Below are 725 nucleotides of genomic sequence, written 5' to 3'. Positions count from 1 at the left end.
GGCCTATGTGATCTTCACGTCGGGTTCGACGGGGCGGCCGAAGGGTGTGGCGGTGCCGCATTCGGCGATTGCGAATCAGGTCGCGTGGATGCTGGCGGAATATCCGATGGACGCGTCGGATGTGTACCTGCAGAAGACTGCGACTACGTTCGACGTCTCACTGTGGGGTTACTTCCTCCCGCTTGCGGCAGGTGCGCATTTGGTGGTGGCAACTCCGGATGGTCACCGCGACCCGGAGTATTTGGCGCGGGTGATTGCCGAACAGCAGGTCACGGTCACCGATTTCGTGCCGTCGATGTTGACTGTTTTCGCTGCGCATACCACGGCTGGGGCGGTGTCGAGTCTCGAGCATGTGTTCGTGATCGGTGAAGCGTTGCCGCCGGAGACGGTGACTGCGATGCACGCGGTCTCGGATGCTGCGGTGCATAACTTGTATGGTCCGACCGAGGCCGCGGTGTCGATCACCTATTGGAAGGCCACGGGTGACGAGACCGGCAGTGTGCCGATCGGTGTGCCGCAGTGGAACAGCCGTGTGTATGTGTTGGATTCGCGGTTGCGTCCCGTGCCCGAGGGCGTCACCGGTGAGCTGTATCTGGCAGGCGATCAGTTGGCTCGCGGATACGTAACCCGGCCGGATCTCAGTTCCGATCGATTCGTGGCGAGCCCGTTCGACGCCGGTGCGCGGATGTATCGCACCGGTGACTTGGTGCGTTGGCAGCGGGTCG

Annotated in this window: 1 protein-coding gene; it reads left to right on the top strand. The window is 62.6% G+C overall.

The window, feature by feature from the left end:
• Nucleotides 1-725, top strand: a 725-nt coding sequence (locus tag ON22_RS22565) for an AMP-binding protein (RefSeq protein WP_157170425.1), incomplete at both ends; no start/stop codon positions are given.

Origin of the sequence: Nocardia carnea NBRC 14403, assembly GCF_000308515.1 — a bacterium.
In the GTDB taxonomy this organism is placed as follows: Bacteria; Actinomycetota; Actinomycetes; order Mycobacteriales; family Mycobacteriaceae; genus Nocardia; species Nocardia carnea.
Note: the sequence above shows the minus strand (reverse complement) of the source record. Positions and strands in the feature narration are given on the sequence as shown.